The sequence below is a fragment of the Burkholderia sp. JP2-270 genome (assembly GCF_003233675.1).
In the GTDB taxonomy this organism is placed as follows: domain Bacteria; phylum Pseudomonadota; class Gammaproteobacteria; order Burkholderiales; family Burkholderiaceae; genus Burkholderia; species Burkholderia pyrrocinia_C.
This window is the reverse complement of the sequence record NZ_CP029826.1, coordinates 384,650-401,767: the sequence shown is the minus strand read 5'-3', so window position 1 is coordinate 401,767 and position 17,118 is coordinate 384,650. Positions and strand designations below refer to the sequence as shown.

13 protein-coding genes are annotated in these 17,118 nt (G+C 68.9%); 9 read left to right on the top strand and 4 right to left on the bottom strand.

The genetic code is table 11. From position 1 onward, the window contains the following. Nucleotides 1–36 precede the first annotated feature (36 nt). Nucleotides 37–3,276 carry an efflux RND transporter permease subunit gene (locus DM992_RS34445; RefSeq protein ID WP_111020749.1) on the bottom strand — a complete coding sequence of 1,080 codons (3,240 nt, stop codon included), beginning with the start codon at nucleotides 3,274–3,276 and terminating at the stop codon, nucleotides 37–39. A gap of 269 nt (nucleotides 3,277–3,545) precedes the next feature. On the opposite strand from DM992_RS34445, the gene DM992_RS34440 reads away from it, so the two are divergent. Both DM992_RS34440 and DM992_RS34435 read left to right on the top strand, forming a co-directional pair. Next, nucleotides 3,546–3,821: a DUF4148 domain-containing protein gene (locus DM992_RS34440; protein ID WP_111020748.1), complete on the top strand. Its 276-nt coding sequence runs from the start codon at nucleotides 3,546–3,548 to the stop codon at nucleotides 3,819–3,821. 15 nt (nucleotides 3,822–3,836) lie between these two features. Continuing rightward, a complete protein-coding gene (locus DM992_RS34435) occupies nucleotides 3,837–4,064 on the top strand; it encodes a hypothetical protein (protein WP_111020747.1) in 228 nt (75 codons plus the stop codon). Between the two features lie 128 nt (nucleotides 4,065–4,192). On the opposite strand, the gene DM992_RS34430 is transcribed toward DM992_RS34435, so the two are convergent. Beyond that, nucleotides 4,193–5,278 carry a DNA topoisomerase IB gene (locus DM992_RS34430; protein WP_111020746.1) on the bottom strand — a complete coding sequence of 362 codons (1,086 nt, stop codon included), beginning with the start codon at nucleotides 5,276–5,278 and terminating at the stop codon, nucleotides 4,193–4,195. 523 nt (nucleotides 5,279–5,801) lie between these two features. On the opposite strand from DM992_RS34430, the gene DM992_RS34425 reads away from it, so the two are divergent. The 4 genes from DM992_RS34425 (at nucleotide 5,802) to yjfF (ending at nucleotide 10,462) form a co-directional block, all read left to right on the top strand. Beyond that, entirely contained in the window at nucleotides 5,802–6,764 is a 963-nt protein-coding gene (locus DM992_RS34425) for an ABC transporter substrate-binding protein (protein ID WP_034182440.1), read from the top strand. A gap of 61 nt (nucleotides 6,765–6,825) precedes the next feature. Next, complete coding sequence (locus DM992_RS34420; RefSeq protein ID WP_111021595.1) at nucleotides 6,826–8,340, top strand: sugar ABC transporter ATP-binding protein; 1,515 nt, start codon at nucleotides 6,826–6,828, stop codon at nucleotides 8,338–8,340. Further along, complete coding sequence (locus tag DM992_RS34415) at nucleotides 8,337–9,377, top strand: ABC transporter permease (RefSeq protein WP_111020745.1); 1,041 nt, start codon at nucleotides 8,337–8,339, stop codon at nucleotides 9,375–9,377. The genes DM992_RS34420 and DM992_RS34415 overlap by 4 nt, the downstream gene beginning before the upstream one ends. Then, complete coding sequence (yjfF, locus tag DM992_RS34410; protein ID WP_111020744.1) at nucleotides 9,374–10,462, top strand: galactofuranose ABC transporter, permease protein YjfF; 1,089 nt, start codon at nucleotides 9,374–9,376, stop codon at nucleotides 10,460–10,462. Before DM992_RS34415 ends, yjfF begins: the two co-directional genes overlap by 4 nt. 123 nt (nucleotides 10,463–10,585) lie before the next feature. Here the strand turns inward: yjfF and DM992_RS34405 are convergent, their stop codons facing one another. Together DM992_RS34405 and DM992_RS34400 are read right to left on the bottom strand one after the other, a co-directional pair. After that, nucleotides 10,586–11,674 (bottom strand): aldose epimerase family protein, encoded by a 1,089-nt coding sequence (locus DM992_RS34405; protein WP_111020743.1) that lies wholly within the window; start codon nucleotides 11,672–11,674, stop codon nucleotides 10,586–10,588. A gap of 27 nt (nucleotides 11,675–11,701) precedes the next feature. After that, a complete protein-coding gene (locus tag DM992_RS34400) occupies nucleotides 11,702–12,895 on the bottom strand; it encodes a DNA-binding transcriptional regulator (RefSeq protein WP_111020742.1) in 1,194 nt (397 codons plus the stop codon). 273 nt (nucleotides 12,896–13,168) lie between these two features. On the opposite strand from DM992_RS34400, the gene xylA reads away from it, so the two are divergent. From xylA to xylF, 3 genes are all read left to right on the top strand, one after another. Then, nucleotides 13,169–14,491, top strand: coding sequence for a xylose isomerase (gene xylA, locus DM992_RS34390; protein WP_111020741.1), 1,323 nt, complete (start codon nucleotides 13,169–13,171; stop codon nucleotides 14,489–14,491). A 4-nt stretch (nucleotides 14,492–14,495) separates the two neighbouring features. Continuing rightward, the gene (gene xylB, locus DM992_RS34385; RefSeq protein ID WP_111020740.1) at nucleotides 14,496–15,986 is read left to right on the top strand and encodes a xylulokinase; all 1,491 of its coding nucleotides are present in this window, start codon (nucleotides 14,496–14,498) and stop codon (nucleotides 15,984–15,986) included. A gap of 93 nt (nucleotides 15,987–16,079) precedes the next feature. Beyond that, the gene (gene xylF, locus DM992_RS34380; protein ID WP_111020739.1) at nucleotides 16,080–17,108 is read left to right on the top strand and encodes a D-xylose ABC transporter substrate-binding protein; all 1,029 of its coding nucleotides are present in this window, start codon (nucleotides 16,080–16,082) and stop codon (nucleotides 17,106–17,108) included. Nucleotides 17,109–17,118: the final 10 nt, after the last annotated feature.

Genomic DNA, 17,118 nt, shown 5'->3' with positions numbered 1-17,118 from the left:
TCGGGCGAGTCGAAGGGAGTCGAAGTGAAGCCGCGATCAGCGCAGCGCCGGCGTGTCCTGCGCGAGGCGCGTGGCGGCCGCGTCGCGGCGCCGGTCGAGCCATGCGTGGATGAAGCCGAACACGACGGGCACGAACAGCAGCGTCGACAGCGTGCCGAACGCCAGCCCGCCGATCACCGCGCGGCCGAGCGGCGCGTTCTGTTCGCCGCCGTCGCCGAGGCCGAGCGCCATCGGCAGCATGCCGATCAGCATCGCGAGCGCGGTCATCACGACCGGGCGGAAGCGGCTGAAACCCGCGTCCAGCGCGGCCTGCCACGGCGACGCGCCGCCCGCGATCAGCTCGCGCGCCGCGTTGACGACGAGGATGCTGTTCGCGGTCGCGATGCCGATGCACAGGATCGTGCCGGTCAGCGCGGGCACCGACAGCGTCGTGCGCGTGACGAACAGCATCCATGCGATGCCGGCGAGCGACGCGGGCAGGCCGCCGACGATCGCGAGCGGGTCGAGCCACGACTGGAAGTTGACGACCATCAGCAGGTAGACGAGCGCGATCGCGAGCGCGAGGCCGCCGAGCAGCCCGGCAAACGATTCGTGCATCGCCTGCACCTGGCCGCGCAGCACGATCGACGAACCGGGCGGCAACTGCGCGCGCGCAGCGTCGACGAGCTTCGTCACGTCGGTCGTGACGCCGCCGAGATCGCGCCCCTGCACCGACGCGAAGATGTCGAGCACCGGCTGCACGTTGTAGTGCGACACGACCGCCTGCTGCGTCGCGCGCGAGAAGCTGCCGAGCGAGCCGAGCAGGTTCTGCGCGGGCGCGCCGGCCGCCGGGCCGCCGGCCGGCGTCTGCGGCGAGCGCGCGGTGCCCGCCGGCAGCGGCACGTTCGCGAGCGCCTGCAGCGAATCGACCGAATACTGCGGCGTCTGCACCAGCAGCGGATAGCTGACGCCGTTGCGCGGGTCGAGCCAGAAGTTCGGCGTCGTCTGCGAGCTGCCGGACAGCGCGATCAGCAGGTTCTGCGCGACGTCGCGCTGTTCGAGGCCGGCCTGGATCGCCTTGGTGCGGTCCACGTTCACGTTGATGGCCGGCTCGTCGCCGGGCTGCTGGATGCGCGCGTCGACGAGGCCGCGCACGCCGCGCAGCTTCGCGAGCAGCGCGTTCGCGACCGCGCGGTTCTGGTCGAGCTTGTTGCCGACGATCTGGATGTCGATCGGCGCGGGCAGCCCGAAGTTGAGGATCTGGCTGACGATGTCGGCCGGCAGGAACGCGAACGTCACGCCGGGGAACGACTGCGCGAGCAGGTTGCGCAGCTTCGCGACATAGGCGGCGGTCGGCGCATGGTTCGGCTTCAGCGTGATCATCACGTCCGCATCCCCGGTGCCGATCGGGTCCGACGAGTCGTACGTGAGGTTGATCCCGCTCACCGGCACGCCGATGTTGTCGAGCACGCTCGCGATGTCGTTCGCGGGAATCACGTCGTGGATGCGCGCTTCCACTTCGTCGGTCAGGCGCGCGGTTTCCTCGATCCGCGTGCCGGTCGGCGCGCGCAGGTGCAGGCGGATCTCGCCGGTGTCGACCGACGGGAAGAAATCCTGGCCGGCGAACGCAAACAGTGCGGTCGACGCGGCGCACGCGAGCAGGAAGGCCGCGGCGAAACGGCGGCGGCGCGCGATCGCCGCCGACAGCAATGCGCGATAGCGCAGCCGCACTGCCTCGAAGCGATGCTCGAACGCGGCCTGGAAACGTGCCAAATGCACGAGGGGCGCGAACACGCCGCGCGGCGGCCGGCCGTGCCCCTTCGCGCGCATCAGCGCCATCGCGAGCGTCGGCACCAGCGTGCGCGAGAAGAAATACGACGCGATCATCGCGAAGATCACCGCCTCGGCCATCGGCACGAACAGGTAGCGCGCGACGCCCGTGAGCAGGAACATCGGCACGAACACGATGCAGATCGACAGCGTCGACACGAAGGTCGGCACCGCGATTTCTCCCGCGCCGGTCAGGATCGCGTCTTCGAGCGGCGCGCCGCGTTCGAGGTGGTGCGTGATGTTCTCGATCGCGACGGTGGCATCGTCGACGAGAATCCCGACCGCGAGCGCGAGCCCGCCGAGCGTCATGATGTTGATCGTCTGGCCGAGTGCGGCGAGCGCGAGCAGCGAGCTCAGCACCGCGAGCGGAATCGACACCGCGATGATCAGCGTCGCGCGCCAGCTGCCGAGGAACAGCAGGATCATCAGCGCGGTGAGGCACGCGGCGATCAGCGCCTCGCGCACGACGCCCTGGATCGCCGCCTTCACGAACACCGACTGATCGCCGAGCGCCGAGATGTGCAGCGCCTTCGGCAGGCCGGCCGCGATCTTCGGCAGCATCGCCTTGACCTGGTCGATGATCGTCAGCGTCGACGCGCTGCCGGTCTTCTCGACGGTCAGCAGCGCCGCGCGCTTGCCGTCGGCGCGTACGATGTTGGTCTGCGGCGCGTAGCCGTCGCGAACGTGCGCGACGTCGCGCACATACACGACGCTGCCGCCGATCGTCTTCACCGGCAGGTTGTTCAGCGCGGCGACCGTCTGCGTGCTGCCGTTCATCTGCACGTTGTACTCGCGCGTGCCGATCTTCGCGGTGCCGCCGGGCAGGATCAGGTTCTGCGCGTTGATCGCGTTCACGACGTCGATCGGCGCGAGCCCCTTCGCCTGCAGCGCGCGCGTGTCGAGATCGACGACGATCTGGCGGATCTTGCCGCCGAACGGCAGCGGCACGGCCGCGCCCTGCACGGTCGCGAGCTGCGTGCGAATGAAGCTGTTGCCGAGGTCGTACAGCTGCTGCTCGGCGAGCGTGTCGCTCGACAGCCCGAGCTGCAGGATCGGCACCGTCGACGCGTTGTACGTGATGATGTTCGGCGGCAGCGTGCCGGGCGGCAGGATCCGCAGGATCGACGCGGAATTGCTCGCGGCTTCCGCGATCGCGCGATTGATGTCCGCGCCGGGGTGGAAGAAGATCTTTACGACCGACACGCCGTTCAGCGACTGCGATTCGATGTGCTCGATGTCGTCGACGTCGGACGTGAGCGCGCGCTCGTAGTTCGACGTAATGCGCTTGGCCATGTCCTCGGCGGAGAAGCCGTTGTACGACCAGACGATGCTGACGACCGGGATGTCGATGTTCGGAAAGATGTCGGTCGGCGTGCGCAGGAGCGCGAGCGGTCCCGCGATGAAGATCAGCAGCGCGAGTACGACGAACGTATAGGGCCTGCGCAACGCGAGCCGGACGATCCACATGATGTTTTCCTCGAAGCAGGGCAGGGGTGCCGCATTCGATGCGACGAGCGTGCAGTCTGACGATGCCGCGTTGACCCGGCCCTGACTCGAAGATTACGAAGCTGTTATCTGCGTGCGGTGCGGCGGATTTCAGAATTGTCATCCGGCGGTCAGCGTCGCGCCGGCCGCGATCACCAGAATGAACGTGTCAGGCGGCGAATCGCATCCGCGGTCCCGCCGGCGGCGCATCGACGATGCGTCCTCATCGAACCGTTCTGGGGAGTTTCATCATGAATCGCAGACTGATCGCAGCCGCCGCGCTGCTCGCACTCGCAATCGGCACGCCGGTCGCCGCTTTCGCACAGACGTCGTCGGGCCCGACCCGCGCCGACGTGATCGCCGATCTGGTACAGGCGCAGCGCGACGGCACCGTGCCCACGTCGAACTGGGACTATCCGCCGAGCACGCGGACGATCGCGCGCAATCGCGAGCTGTATGCGATCGCACATGGCGAGCAAGGCACCGCGACCGCGTCGGCGTCCGTGCCGACCGTCAGCGCGCAGTAAGCCGGGAGTCGGGCGATGAAGGTTCTTTCCCGACTGGCGATCGCCGCGCTGCTCGCGGCGGCGGTCGCGCCGGCGTTTGCGCGCGGGCAGCCGCAACTTTCCGATGACGACGGCGGGCGCGCCAGTGTGCTGCGCGAGTTGAATCCGACGCGGATGCACGGCGATGCGCGGGCGCATGCCGCCGGCGCTGCGTCGAATCGGGGCGGCGAGGCTGGCAGCGACGCGGCGGCGCGCTGGAGCTGAGTCTCGTCGGGTATCGCGAGCCCGGCGTGCAGCGCCGGTTCACGAAGGGTCGCACGCGCGGCAACCGGTGGCAAACGACTCGGGTTCGAGCCGTACCGGTTGCGTCGAAGCAGGCGCCGTTTGCACGGTCATCCGGCCGTTCGCCGGCTGGTGGATGCGAGCAATGCCGCGAACGCCGCTTCTTCCGCACGCAAGCCGCGCGGCGTGCGTACGCCCTTGAGCTTGTCGAGTTCGCCCGATTCGAACGCGTCGAGCACCGCCGGATGAATGTAGCAGCGCCGGCATACGGCCGGCGTGTTGTGCAGCAGCGCGGCGACGGCCCGCACGGTCTCGACGATCTGCTTGTGCGCATGCGCGGCGCCGTGACGCGGCGCACGCCGCAGCAACGCGAGAGCGAGCACGCTGCCGGCCCATGTCCGGTAGTCCTTTGCGGTAAATTCGGCGCCGCCCGCGTCGCGCAAATAGTCGTTCACGTCGGTCGAACCGACCGTGTGGCGCGTGCCGTCCGCGTCGAGGTACTGGAACAGTTCATGCCCGGGCAGCTCGGCGCAGCGCCGCACGATCCGGCTCACGCGCGTATCTTCCACCGTGACGTCGTGCTCGACGCCGCTCTTGCCGGTGAAGCGCAGGCGCACCTGGCCGGACCGGATCGTCAGATGGCGCTTGCGCAGCGTCGTCAGGCCGTACGACGCGTTGTCGCGCGCGTATTCGGCATTGCCGATCCGCGCGAGCGTCGTATCGAGCAGGCGGACGATCGTCGCGACGACCTTCTCGCGCGGGATGCCCGAGCGCGCGAGATCGCGCGCGACGCGAGCGCGAATGCGCGGGAGCGCGCGCGCGAAGGCCGCCATCCGCGCATACTTGGTCGCGTCGCGCGTCGCCCGCCACTGCGGGTGATAGCGATACTGCTTGCGCCCGCGCGCGTCGCGGCCCGTCGCCTGCAGGTGGCCGAGCTGATCCATGCAGATCCACACGTCGGTATAGGCGGGCGGAATCGCGAGCGAGTCGATACGGGCGATCTCGGCGGCATCGCGAATCCGCGCGCCGTTCCGCCGGTAGTACGCGAAACCGCTGCGCAGCCGCCGGCGCGTGTAGCCGGGACACCGATCGTCGACATGACGCTGCGTCGCAGCCGCATGCGGGTCGGGCTTGCCCGCGCCGGTGCGGGCCGCGGCGGCGGAAGCGGAAGCGGAAGCGGAAGCGCGCTTCTTCATGCTGCAATGCGGCGGTCGGGCAGGGCGTGCATGCGCAGCGGTCTGCGCTCACGTGCGGCGGGCATCATCGTTCTCCTTTTCGGTGGCGGGCCGCTTCGATTGAGCGGTCGTTTTTTGCGCGCGCAAGATTCGTGCGCCGGCGCCGGAAGCGGCGGCCCGACTCCGTTGCACGGCAACCGATACGGCATGCACGGCCGGCGAGGTTGAAAATGGGGCCGTGTCGGGAACGCCGCGAGCCGATCGTCGACGGGGCGGGCAGCGCGGGCTCGCCATGGCCGAGGTGGCGACGTCGCAGCCTGCTGGCCTCTCCCGCGCGTTTAGGTGTTTATACGTATGCCGATTCCGATATCGCTTCAATCCAAGATTTCATTGGAAGGTTATCGGACTTGTTCCTAGACTGATCCGGGGCATGCATACCGGGCCGGCCCGGCCGGACACGCTGCCCGGCACAGCCCTGAACCGCACGCGCCACGCAGAAACAGAACAGCGCCGCGGCATACAACGACATCATCGGAGACGGACCATGACATTCATCAGGAAGCTGGCGGCCGGTGCGATCGTCGCCGCGGCGACGGTACTCGCGCCCGGCGCATTCGCGCAGCAAAAGCCGATCACGCTCGGGTTCTCGCAGGTCGGCGCGGAAAGCGCGTGGCGCACCGCGAACACGGTGTCGGTGAAGGGCGCGGCGAAGGACGCCGGCATCAACCTGAAATTCTCGGACGCGCAGCAGAAGCAGGAGAACCAGATCCGCGCGATCCGCTCGTTCATTGCGCAGAAGGTCGACGTGATCGCGTTCTCGCCGGTCGTCGAATCGGGCTGGGAGCCGGTGCTGACCGAGGCGAAGGCCGCGCACATCCCGGTGATCCTGACCGACCGCGCGGTCGACGTGAAGGATCCGTCGCTGTACGTGACGATGATCGGTTCGGACTTCCTCGAGGAAGGACGGCGCGCGGGCCACTGGATGGAAGAGCGGTACAAGAACGACGCGGGCCCGATCAACATCGTCGAGCTGCAGGGCACGGTCGGCTCGGCGCCGGCCAACGATCGCCGCGCCGGGCTGCTCGAAGTGATCAAAAGCAATCCGAAGTTCAAGGTGATCGCATCGCAGAGCGGTGACTTCACGCTCGCCGGCGGCAAGCAGGTGATGGAAGCGTTCGCGAAGACCTACGGCAAGCAGATCAACGTCGTCTACGCGCACAACGACGACATGGCGCTCGGCGCGATCCAGGCGATGGAAGAGGCCGGGATCAAGCCCGGCAAGGACGTGAGCGTCGTGTCGTTCGATGCGACGAAGGGCGGCTTCCAGGCGATGATCGCCGGCAAGATCAACGTCGACGTCGAATGCAGCCCGCTGCTCGGCCCGCAGCTGATGAGCGCGGTGAAGGACGTCGTCGCCGGCAAGCCGCTGCCCAAGCGCATCGTGACGAACGAGACGGTGTTCCCGATGAGCGTCGCGGCGCAGGTGCTGCCGACCCGCAAATACTGACATGGTCCGCACGGGCGGCGGCATGGCGGCCGCCGCCGGCGAGCGCTTCGAGGGAGGGTTCATGACGAGTCCGCCGGTGGTCGAGATGATCGGCATCGACAAGGCGTTTCCGGGCGTCAGCGCGCTGCAGCGCGTGAACTTCCGGCTGTTTCCGGGCGAGATCCACGCACTGATGGGCCAGAACGGCGCGGGCAAGTCGACGCTGATCAACGTGCTCACCGGCGTGCATGCGCACGATGCGGGCGAGATTCGCGTCGGCGGCGAGCCGGTGCGCTTCGCCGCGCCGCGCGAGGCCGAGGCGGCCGGGATCCAGACGCTCTATCAGGAAGTGAACCTGTGCGCGAACCTGTCGGTCGCCGAGAACATCTTCGCGGGCCGGCAGCCGATGCGGCGCGGCGCGATCGACTGGAACGCGATCCATGCACGGGCGCGCGCCGCGCTGGCCGAACTCGACCTGTCGCTCGACGTCACGCGCTCGCTCGACGCGTATCCGATCGCGGTGCAGCAGATGGTCGCGATCGCGCGTGCCGTGTCGGTCGATGCGCGCGTGCTGATACTTGACGAACCGACGTCGAGCCTCGACGACGGCGAGGTCGCGCGGCTGTTCGACGTGCTGCGCCGGCTGAAGGCGTCGGGCATCGCGATCCTGTTCGTCACGCATTTCCTCGAGCAGACCTATGCGGTGTCCGACCGGATCACCGTGATGCGCAACGGCGAGCGCGAGGGCGAGTACCTGGCGCGCGACCTGCCGGTCGACGTGCTGGTCGCGAAGATGACCGGCCGCGAGCGGATGTCCGACACGCTGCAGGCGGGCGCCGCCGCGGTCGAGCGCACGGCCGGCACGGCCGCGCCGTTCCTGTCGATGCAGCAGGTCGGCCGGCGCGGGATGATGAGTCCGCTCGATCTCGACGTACGGCCCGGCGAGATCGTCGGGCTGGCCGGGCTGCTCGGCTCGGGGCGCACCGAAACCGCGCAGCTCGCGTTCGCCGCGGAGCGCACCGACACCGGTGCGATCGAGATCGACGGCGCGCGCAAGCGGCTGGCGTCGCCGCACGATGCGGTCCGGCACGGGATCGCGTATTGCCCGGAAGACCGCAAGAAGGAGGGCATCGTCGCCGCGCTGTCGATCCGCGAGAACATCATCCTCGCGCTGCAGGCGCGGCGCGGCTGGTGGCGGCTGATCGGGCGCGCGCGCCAGCGCGAGATCGCCGAGTCGTACATCGCGCGGCTCGGCATCAAGGCACGCGATGCGGAGCAGCCGATCGGGCTGCTGTCGGGCGGCAACCAGCAGAAGGTGCTGCTCGCGCGCTGGCTCGCGACGGACCCGAAGCTGCTGATCCTCGACGAGCCGACGCGCGGCATCGACGTCGCCGCGAAGTTCGACATCATGGAGCGCGTGCTCGCGCTGTGCGCGAGCGGGCTCGCGATCCTGTTCATCTCGTCGGAGATTGGCGAGGTCGTGCGCGTGAGCCACCGGATCGCGGTGCTGCGCGACCGGCGCAAGGTCGCCGAACTGACCGGCGCCGATGCGTCCGAGGAGCAGGTTTACCGGCTGATCGCGGGAGGCCAGTCATGATGCGTGTGCGCACGCTGTTTCGTCATCCGCTTGCGTGGCCGGTGCTGACGCTTGCGCTGCTGCTCGCGCTCGACGTCGCGCATCGTCCGGGCTTCCTGTCGATCGCGCTGCTCGACGGCCACCTGTTCGGCGCGCCGATCGACATCCTGAACCGCGCGGCGCCGCTCGTGATCGTGTCGCTCGGGATGACGCTCGTGATCGCGACGCGCGGGATCGACATTTCCGTCGGCGCGATCGTCGCGATCGCCGGCGCGGCCGCGGCGATCGTGCTCGAGGCCGATCCGTCGCGGGTCGGCACGGCGCTCGCTGCCGCGCTCGGCGTCGGGCTGCTCGCGGGCGCGTGGAACGGCCTGCTCGTCGCGTTCGTCGGGATGCAGCCGATCATCGCGACGCTGATCCTGATGGTGGCCGGCCGCGGCATCGCGCAACTGCTGACGGGCGGCCAGATCATTCCGATCGGCGCGCCCGGCTATCTCGCGCTCGGCGGCGGTTATCTGGCGACCGTACCGTGCTCGGTGTGGATCGCGCTCGCGACGATCGCCGCGACCGCGCTGCTGGTGAACCGCACCGCGCTCGGGCTGTTCATTCGCGCGATCGGCGTGAACCCGGTCGCCACGCGGCTCGTCGGGCTGCGCTCGGGCGCGGTCGTGTTCGGCGCGTACCTGTGTTCCGGCGTGATGTCGGCGGTAGCGGGCATCCTCGCGAGTTCCAACGTGCGCAGCGCCGACGGCAACAATGCAGGGCTGCTGCTCGAACTCGACGCGATCCTCGCGGTGACGCTCGGCGGCACGTCGCTGCTCGGCGGCCGCTTCAGCCTGGCCGGCTCGGTGCTCGGCGCGCTGATCATCCAGACGCTGACCTACACGACCTATTCGATCGGCGTGCCGCCGGAGGCGACGCTGGTCGTCAAGGCGGTCGTCGTGATCGTCGTGACGCTGATCCAGTCGGACGCGGCGCGCGCGCTCGTGGTCCGGCACGCGTCGCGGCTGCTGCCTTCCGCGCGTTCGCGCGCCACCTCTGGAGCCACGCCCCGATGACCCGATTCCTTGGCCGGCTCGCCGACCCGCGCACGCTGCCGATCGTCGTGACGATCGTGCTGTTCGCCGCGCTGTTCGGCTTCGGATCCGTGATGTACACGGGATTTTTCTCGATGCAGGTGCTGACCGGCCTGCTCGTCGACAACGCGTTCCTGCTGATCGTCGCGATCGGGATGACGTTCGTGATCGTGTCGGGCGGCATCGACCTGTCGGTCGGCTCGGTCGTTGCGCTGACAACGATCTTCTGCGCGGTCGGCGCCGAGCGGCTGCACTGGCCCGTGTGGGTGATCGTGCCGCTGGTGCTCGCATTCGGCGCGCTGTACGGCGCGGCAATGGGTGCGCTGATCCATTATTTCCGGCTGCAGCCGTTCATCGTCACGCTGGCCGGGATGTTTCTCGCGCGCGGCGCGTGCTTCCTGATCACGACGCAGTCGATCACGATCAACGAGCCGACGTTCCATGCGATCGCGGGCATCAGCGTGCCGGTCGGCGGCGGCACGCTGAGCGCGGGCGCGCTGATCGCGCTCGCGACGCTGGCCGTCGCGATCTACGTCGCGCATTTCACGCGTTTCGGCCGCAACGTGTATGCGATCGGCGGCAATGAGCGTTCGGCGCTGCTGATGGGGCTGCCGGTCGCGCGCACGAAGATCGGCGTCTATGCGCTGAGCGGGCTGTGCTCGTCGCTCGGCGGCGTGGTGTTCACGCTGTACGTGCTGTCGGGCTACGGGCTGCAGGCGCAGGGGATGGAGCTCGATGCGATCGCCGCGACCGTGATCGGCGGCACGCTGCTCACGGGCGGCGTGGGCTACGTGGTCGGCTCGGTGTTCGGCGTCGGCATCCTCGGCACGATCCAGGTGCTGATCACGTTCGACGGCACGTTGAGTTCGTGGTGGACGCGCATCGTGATCGGCGCGCTGCTGTGCGTGTTCTGCGTGCTGCAGCGGGTCATCGAGCGGCATGCAACGCGGCGGCGCACGGGCGGCACGGGGCTCGGCGCGCAGCAGCCGAAGCGCGGCGCCGCACACGCGCGGCCGGCCGAGCCCGGCGAGGACGCGGCGCTGGTATCGACGATGCGGCGCGTGTAATGCGTGTCGTGGAGCGCACGGCGCGCACCGCTCGGTGACGGGCAACGGGGCTGCGGCACGCACGACGTACGTGGCCGATGCCTGGCCGCCGGTGTTTGTTGTCGAAGGCGGCCGGCGCGCGCGTCACGCGCGAACGGCTACCCGGTACAGAGTAGTCTGGCGATAGACGGCGCCCGGATGAAGGATCACGCCGTCGCGCAGGTCGGCCATGTTGACCTGGTCCGGAAATCCGCCGGCTTCGACGCACAGCGCGGCGTGTTGCGCGCACCGCGCGCCGCCCCTCACGCGTACGCCGTCCAGATAGTTGCCGGTATAGAGCTGGAGGCCGCGCTGATCGGTCGACACGACCAGCTCGCGGCCGCTTTCCGGATCGTAGATGCTTGCTACGGGCCTGACCGTGCGCGCGCCGTCGCGCAGCACGAAGCAGTGATCGAAGCCCAGCGCCCTTGCAAGCTGCGCATGCGGCCAGTCGAGGCGCGCGCCGAGCGGCGCGCTGTGCCGGAAATCGAAAGCCGTGCCGGTCACGTCGGCGGTGCCGGTCGGGATCAGCGCGTCGTCGACTTCGAGGAACGCGTCGGCGTCGATGCTCAGCACATGGCCGCGCACGTCGCTGCCCGCGCGGCCGCTGAGGTTGAAATAGCTGTGATTCGTGAGGTTGAGCGGCGTGGGCGCGTCGGTGACGCCGGTGTAGTCGATCGTCAGCGTGCCGTCGTCGTCGAGCGCATAACGAACCTGCACGCTCACGTTGCCCGGAAAACCCGCGTCGCCTTCGGGCGAATCGAGCCGCAGCGTCAGCCCGCCGCAGTCGTCGACGACTTCCCAGCGCTGCCGGTGAAAGCCGCTCGCGCCGCCGTGCAGCAGATTGCCGTTCTCGTTGCGATCGAGCAGGTAGTCGACGCCGTCGAGCGTGAAGCGCGCGCCGGCGATCCGGTTCGCCCAGCGGCCGACCGTCGCGCCGAGGTAGGCACCCGATTCGACATACTCCGCGGGCGTGTCGTGCGCGAGCACGATATCGGCGAAGCGTCCGGTGCGGTCGGGCGCGAGCCACGACACGACGGTCGCGCCGAGGTCGCTGACGACGACGCGCATGCCGTGCGTGTTGCGCAGCGTATAGCGCCGCACCGGGTCGCCGTCGGGCAGCGTGCCCCACGGCTCGGAAGGCACGCGTGCGACGCCGGGCGTCAGATGGGAGGAATCGGTATCGATGTGCATGGGCGGATTCGATGTGAACGGCGGGCTTCAGTGCGCGGCGATCGCGCGTTCCTGGTATTCGCGCGGCGTGCAGCCCAGCTCGCGCCGGAACACCGCGTACATGTACTGGATCGACGTAAACCCGCAGCGGATCGCGACCTCGGCGCTCGACGCCTGCCGGCCGGCGAGCAGCGCCTGCGCCGCTTCGAGCTTGTGGCGCAGGATTTCCTGGTGCACGGTGCGCTGCAGTTCGCGCCGGAAGTGCTCTTCGAGCAGCGAGCGCGACACGCCGACGTAGTCGGCGACCTGCTCGGTCTTGATGCCCTGGCACGCGTACTGGCGAATGAAGTGGCGTGCGCGCATCACGTGCGGGCTCGCGAGCGGCTGGTGGCGGGTCGATTCGAGCACGTTGATCCCGACGGGCGGCACGAGAATCCGTCGGTCCGGAAAACGCGCGCCGCGCAGCATCTGATGCAGCAGGTGCGCGGCCGTGCGGCCCATTTCCTCGGTGCCCTGGATGACCGACGACAGCGGAATGCGCGTGAGCGTGCGCGTGAGCGGGTCGTTGTCGATGCCGATGATCGCGACCTGTTCCGGCACCGCGAGGCCCGCGATCAGGCACGCCTGCAGCAGATGCCGCGCGCGTGCGTCGGTCACCGCGATCACGCCGACGGGCTTCGGCAGTGCGTGCAGCCAGCCGATCAGCTGCTCGATCGCGTGGTTCCAGCCCGATGCGCTCGTCGACAGCCCGCGGTAGATCGGCGCGTCGACGCCGTCCGCGCGCGCGAGGCCGTCGAATGCGAGCTCGCGCTGCTGCGCCCAGCGGTTCTGCTGCGCGACGGGCAGGCTGTACATCGCGAAGTGCGGCAGCCCGGCGCCGATCAGGTGCGTGTACGCGAGCGACACGAGCTTTGCGTTGTCGGTCGCGATATACGGCACGCCGTCCGGATACTGCGCCGGATCTTCGTACGACGAACCGAGCGCGACGATCGGCAGCGGCGAGCCGGCGAGCGCGTCGGCGACGGCCGGATCGTCGAAGTCCGCGATGATGCCGTCGCCGTCGAAGCGCTCGATGCCGGCGAGCCGGCAGCGGAAATCGTCTTCGAGGAACAGGTCCCATACCACGCGCGTCGAGCGCAGGTACTGGCCGATGCCGCTGATGATCTCGCGGTCGTAGACCTTGTTGGCGTTGAACAGCAGCGCGATGCGGTGCGGCGTCTGGGTGGAAGGGGCGCGGTTCATCTCGGTCTCGAGGCGCGCGCCGTCCGGGGCGTCGCGCCGTTGTCTCCGGGCGCGCGGGCAACGCCGCGCGGCTGTCTGATCTGTCTGGTGTCCGGCGATTGTAGGACGGAACGCGTGCCGTGCGCAGCGCGCTGGCAAGAAACGTTAAGCGTGCTGCGCAATTTCGCAATTGCGGGCGAGGGGGCGCGCGGGCACGATCCAGCCAGATCGAATTCGGCCTGCACGCCAACGCGATGCACGCCGCACTGCAACAAGAAACCGGACGGAGACGCCATGTCGTATTTCGAACATATTCCCGCGATTCGCTACGAAGGTCCGCAGTCGGACAACCCGCTCGCATACCGGTATTACGATCGCACGAAGCTGGTGCTCGGCAAGACGCTCGAGGAGCACCTGCGGATCGCGGTGTGCTACTGGCACACATTCGTGTGGCCGGGCCACGACATCTTCGGCCAGGGCGCGTTCCAGCGGCCCTGGCAGCAGCCGGGCGACCCGCTCGAGCGGGCGCGCCAGAAGGCGGATGCGGCGTTCGAGTTCTTCACGAAGCTCGGCACGCCGTTCTATACGTTCCACGACACCGACGTGTCGCCGGAGGGCGACAGCCTGCACGAGTACGTCGAGAACTTCGCGCGGATGACCGACTACCTGGGCGAGCGTCAGCAGGCGACGGGCGTCCGGCTGCTGTGGGGCACCGCGAACCTGTTCTCGCATCCGCGCTTCGCGGCGGGCGCGGCGACCAACCCGAACCCCGACGTGTTCGCGTGGGCTGCGACCCAGGTGCGCCATGCGCTCGACGCGACGCATCGGCTCGGCGGCGAGAACTACGTGCTGTGGGGCGGCCGCGAAGGGTACGAGACGCTGCTCAATACCGATCTAGTGCGCGAGCGCGAGCAGTTCGCCCGGTTCCTGTCGATGGTCGTCGAGCACAAGCACCGGATCGGCTTCAAAGGGGCGCTGCTGATCGAGCCCAAGCCGCAGGAGCCGACGAAGCACCAGTACGACTACGACGTCGCGACCGTACACGGTTTCCTCACGCAATATGGATTGCAGAACGAGATCCGCGTGAATATCGAGGCGAACCACGCGACGCTCGCCGGCCATTCGTTCCATCATGAGATCGCGAACGCGTTCGCGCTCGGCGTGTTCGGCAGCGTCGATGCGAATCGCGGCGATCCGCAGAACGGCTGGGACACCGACCAGTTCCCGAACAGCGTCGAGGAACTGACGCTCGCGTTCTACGAGATCCTGCGCCACGGCGGCTTTACCACCGGCGGCATGAACTTCGACGCGAAGGTGCGACGCCAGAGCGTCGATCCGGAAGACCTGTTCTACGGCCATGTCGGCGCAATCGACGTGCTCGCGCTCGCGCTCGAGCGCGCGGCCGTGCTGGTCGGCAACGACCGGCTCGACTCACTCCGCCGGCAACGCTACGCGCAGTGGGACAGCGCGTTCGGCCGCGAAATCCTGTCGGGCGGCTACACGCTGGAATCGCTCGCCGCCGATGCGCTCGCGCGCGGCGTGAACCCGCGGCATGCGAGCGGCGCGCAGGAACGGCTCGAGAACATCGTGAACCAGGCAATCTACGGACTGCGCTGACGCCATGTACATCGGACTCGATCTTGGCACGTCGGGCGTGAAGGCCGTGCTGCTCGACCGCGACGGTGCGGTGCGGGCCAGCGCGAGCCGGCCGCTGACGGTGAGCCGGCCGCGGCCGCGCTGGTCCGAACAGGCGCCGCTCGACTGGTGGGACGCGGCATGCGGCGCGCTGGCGGCGCTCGTCGCCGACGCGCGCGCGGCCGGCATCGATCCGCACGACATCGGCGCGCTCGGGCTGACCGGGCAGATGCACGGTGCGACGCTGCTCGATGCGCGCGGCGACGTGCTGCGCCCCGCGATCCTGTGGAACGACGGCCGCGCGGATGCCGAGTGCGCGGAGCTCGAGCGGCTGGCGCCCGCGCTGCGCGCCGTCGCCGGCAACCTCGCGATGCCGGGCTTCACCGCGCCGAAGCTGCTGTGGGTGCGCCGGCACGAGCCTGACGTGTTCGCGCGGATCGCGCATGTGCTGTTGCCGAAGGATTATCTGCGCTACCGGCTGACCGGTGCGTTTGCAACCGATCCGTCGGATGCCGCCGGCACGCTGTGGCTCGATGTCGCGAAGCGCGATTACGACGACACGCTGCTCGCCGCGAGCGGGCTGTCGCGCGAACAGATGCCCGCCGTGTTCGAGGGCAACCGCATCACCGGCATGCTGCTGCCGGCCGTCGCGCGCACGCTGGGGTTGCGCGAGATCCCGGTCGTCGCGGGCGGCGGCGACAACGCGGCCGGCGCGGTGGGCGTCGGCATCGTGCGGCCCGGCGATGCGCTGCTGTCGCTCGGCACGTCGGGCGTTTATTTCGCGGTGTCGGACGGTTTTCGCGCGAATCCCGAATCGGCGGTCCACAGCTTCTGTCATGCGTTGCCGCATACCTGGCACCTGATGTCGGTGATGCTGAATGCGGCCGGCTGCATCGATTTCACCGCGCAGCTGGCCGGCTACGAAGGTGTGGCCGCGCTGCTCGCCGACGCCGAGGCGAACGCGCGCGCGGAGCGCCCGTGGTTCCTGCCTTATTTGAGCGGCGAGCGCACGCCGCACAACGACGTGAATGCGAAGGGCGTGTTCTACGGGCTGACGCCCGACACGCAGCGCGCGGATCTCGCGAACGCGACGCTCGAGGGTGTCGGCTTCGCGCTGCTCGACGGGATCGACGCGCTGCATGCGGCCGGGCTCGCACCCGACGGCATCACGGTGATCGGCGGCGGTTCGCGCAGCGCGTACTGGACGCAGATGCTCGCCGACCTGAGCGGCCGTGCGCTGACGTTGCGCGCGGGCGGCGAAGTCGGCCCGGCACTCGGCGCCGCGCGGCTCGCTCATCTCGCGCTCGAACCGGATGCGCCGCTCGACGCGGTGTGCCCGCAGCCGCCGGTGGTGGCCGTGCGCGAGCCCGACATGGCGCGCCACGCTTGGTATTGCGACGCGCGGCGGCCGACGTTTCGCGCGCTGTATCGCGCGCTCGAACCGGTGTTTTCGGCAGGCGCGGGTCAGACCGCATAACGCCGCGCCGTGTGGTGGCCAGACAAAGGGCGGCGCGTTTCGGCGGCCGCCCGGCGTTCGTGGGGTTGTCCAATAAAGAAAGGAGTTGGAGACATGAAATCCGTAACGCGTCGTACCGTATTGAGTGCGCTGGCAGGCGCCGCCACGTTGGCGGCTCTCACGCTTGGCGCGCCGCTCGCGCATGCGAGCAAGGACAAGCCGGAAATCGGCTTCTGCATCGACGACCTGCGCGTCGAGCGCTGGTCGCGCGACCGCGACTATTTCGTGGCCGCCGCCACGCAGCTCGGCGCGAAGGTGTCCGTGCAGTCGGCGGACGCGAGCGAGGCGCGGCAGATCTCGCAGATCGAGAACCTGATCTCGCGCGGCGTGGACGTGATCGTGATCGTGCCGTTCAATTCGAAGACGCTCGGCAACGTCGTCGCCGAAGCACGCAAGGCGGGCATCAAGGTGGTGTCGTACGACCGGCTGATTCTCGACGCCGACGTCGATGCGTACATCTCGTTCGACAACGAGAAGGTCGGCGAGCTGCAGGCGCAGGGTGTCTACGATGCGAAGCCGAAGGGCAACTATTTCCTGCTCGGCGGCGCGCCGACCGACAACAACGCGAAGATGCTGCGCGAAGGGCAGCTGAAGGTGCTGAAGCCGGCGATCGATCGCGGCGATATCAAGGTCGTCGGCCAGCAGTGGGTGCCCGAGTGGAGTGCGTCGACCGCGCTGCGGATCGTCGAGGATGCGCTGACCGCGAACAACAACAAGATCGATGCGATCGTCGCATCGAACGACGGTACCGCGGGCGGCGCGATCCAGGCGCTCGCCGCGCAGCATCTGGCCGGCAAGGTGCCGGTGTCCGGGCAGGATGCGGACCTCGCGGCGGTCAAGCGCGTGATCGCCGGCACGCAGACGATGACCGTCTACAAGCCGCTCAAGCTGATCGCGAGCGAAGCGGCGAAGCTCGCGGTGGATCTCGCGAAGGGCACGAAGCCCGCGTTCAACGCGCAATACGACAACGGCAAGAAGAAGGTCGACACGGTGCTGCTGCAGCCGACGCTCTTGACCAAGCGCAACGTCGACATCGTCGTGAAGGACGGCTTCTATACCCAGGCGCAGCTGGCGAGCCAGTAACGGCGCGGCG

Coding starts and splice junctions, on each gene's coding strand:
- DM992_RS34435 (WP_111020747.1), top strand. CDS start 3,837: ATGAAGGTTCTTTCCCGACTGGCGATCGCCGCGCTGCTCGCGGCGGCG.
- DM992_RS34400 (WP_111020742.1), bottom strand. CDS start 12,895: ATGAACCGCGCCCCTTCCACCCAGACGCCGCACCGCATCGCGCTGCTG.
- xylB (WP_111020740.1), top strand. CDS start 14,496: ATGTACATCGGACTCGATCTTGGCACGTCGGGCGTGAAGGCCGTGCTG.
- DM992_RS34415 (WP_111020745.1), top strand. CDS start 8,337: ATGATGCGTGTGCGCACGCTGTTTCGTCATCCGCTTGCGTGGCCGGTG.
- DM992_RS34445 (WP_111020749.1), bottom strand. CDS start 3,276: ATGTGGATCGTCCGGCTCGCGTTGCGCAGGCCCTATACGTTCGTCGTA.
- yjfF (WP_111020744.1), top strand. CDS start 9,374: ATGACCCGATTCCTTGGCCGGCTCGCCGACCCGCGCACGCTGCCGATC.
- DM992_RS34420 (WP_111021595.1), top strand. CDS start 6,826: ATGACGAGTCCGCCGGTGGTCGAGATGATCGGCATCGACAAGGCGTTT.
- xylF (WP_111020739.1), top strand. CDS start 16,080: ATGAAATCCGTAACGCGTCGTACCGTATTGAGTGCGCTGGCAGGCGCC.
- DM992_RS34440 (WP_111020748.1), top strand. CDS start 3,546: ATGAATCGCAGACTGATCGCAGCCGCCGCGCTGCTCGCACTCGCAATC.
- xylA (WP_111020741.1), top strand. CDS start 13,169: ATGTCGTATTTCGAACATATTCCCGCGATTCGCTACGAAGGTCCGCAG.
- DM992_RS34425 (WP_034182440.1), top strand. CDS start 5,802: ATGACATTCATCAGGAAGCTGGCGGCCGGTGCGATCGTCGCCGCGGCG.
- DM992_RS34430 (WP_111020746.1), bottom strand. CDS start 5,278: ATGAAGAAGCGCGCTTCCGCTTCCGCTTCCGCTTCCGCCGCCGCGGCC.
- DM992_RS34405 (WP_111020743.1), bottom strand. CDS start 11,674: ATGCACATCGATACCGATTCCTCCCATCTGACGCCCGGCGTCGCACGC.